This is a genomic window from Aliterella sp. E5.1, assembly GCF_057473825.1.
Genome location: NZ_JBYCCV010000425.1, coordinates 1 through 1,325, shown reverse-complemented (window position 1 = coordinate 1,325; position 1,325 = coordinate 1). Strand labels below are relative to the sequence as shown.

Here is a 1,325-nt window from a genome sequence, read left to right as displayed (position 1 = left end):
GGTTCCCATCTACTGATAGTGACAAACTCACGACCAAACTTGTTAGACTTCGCCTCGCACATCGTCCTAAAATCACGCCATCCAGATTGGCTTATCGCCCTGGATAGACAACGGTTTTTTAACATTCCGCTTACATTTAAATCTTCTAAAACGGTAGTTTGATTTTCACTGACCACTTTAGTTGATAGCTTATGCAGAAAGTCCTTGCGCTTGTCGGTTTGCTTTACCTTTAGTTTGGCTACACGCAAACGCATAAGTTCGCGCCGTTTAGACCCTTGTTTGCGCCTAGATAATTTGCGTTGTGCTTTCCTAATTTTTCGCTCAATTAATGAATAGTTAGGACTGTGTATAGCTTCTCCCGAACTCAAATAGGCAAAGGTTTTGAGTCCTAAATCAATGCCTACTGAGCTACAAAATGCAGGATGACGGATAGGTTCAACTTCTACCACAAAACTTAAAAAGTAGCACCCCGCCCTATCTTTAATCGCTGTCACCGAGCTAGGCTCTGACGGCAACGGACGCGACCAAATTGTTTTAAGGTTGCCGATTTTAGCTAAATAGACTTTTCCCTTTTTAATAGAAAAGCCACCTTTTCTAAATCTTGCAGTCTGCCTGTTGTCTTTCTTTTTAAACTTAGGCTGTTTTACTTTTATGCCTTTTCTTTTGCCTTTCAAAGACTCAAAGTAGTTTTTATAGGCTACTCCTAAATCCGCAATGGACTGTTGCAAAGGTATGTTTGAAACCTCACTCAACCAGCCCCTAGCTTGTGTCTTTTTGGCTTGGGTAATACAGACTTTCTGCAAATCCCCACTACTGAGTACTTTATCCGACTGCTTACACAGCGCCAGCGCATCATTATAAACAACTCTGCAACAGCCAAATACTCTTGCAAGTTCTTTTTGCTGTTGGGCGGTTGGATAAATTCTGTACTGGTATCGTGCTTTCATCCTATTATTATAATTAGGTCTGCATTAAAAGTAAAGATGTATAGAAAAGAAAGACATAGCGTTACAGACTTACAAATTCACTTGGTCTGCATAACTAAATACCGTAAACCTGTTTTTACTGGAGAGGGTTTAGTTTTGGTAGAAGAATCTTTTAAAGAGGTAGCCAAGAAAATGAACTTTAATATTTTGGAGTTCAACGGCGAAGCTAACCATGTCCACGCCCTAATAGAATATCCGCCCAAACTGTCTATTTCTCAAATCATAAATTCGTTGAAGGGTGTCTCTAGTCGCAGGTATGGGCAAGCTGGATACAAGAAGCCCCATTCCGAAGCGTTGTGGAGTCCTAGTTATTTTGCCATTTCTGTTGGTGGTGCGCCT

Annotated in this window: 2 protein-coding genes; one reads left to right on the top strand and one right to left on the bottom strand. The window is 40.9% G+C overall.

The genetic code is table 11. From position 1 onward, the window contains the following. Positions 1-947, bottom strand: a 947-nt coding sequence (locus AC2VE5_RS27890) for an RNA-guided endonuclease InsQ/TnpB family protein (RefSeq protein WP_486890757.1), incomplete at its 3' end; no start/stop codon positions are given. A gap of 36 nt (positions 948-983) precedes the next feature. On the opposite strand from AC2VE5_RS27890, the gene tnpA reads away from it, so the two are divergent. After that, positions 984-1,325 (top strand): IS200/IS605 family transposase (tnpA, locus tag AC2VE5_RS27885; RefSeq protein WP_486890756.1); only part of this gene is annotated, 342 nt, incomplete at its 3' end.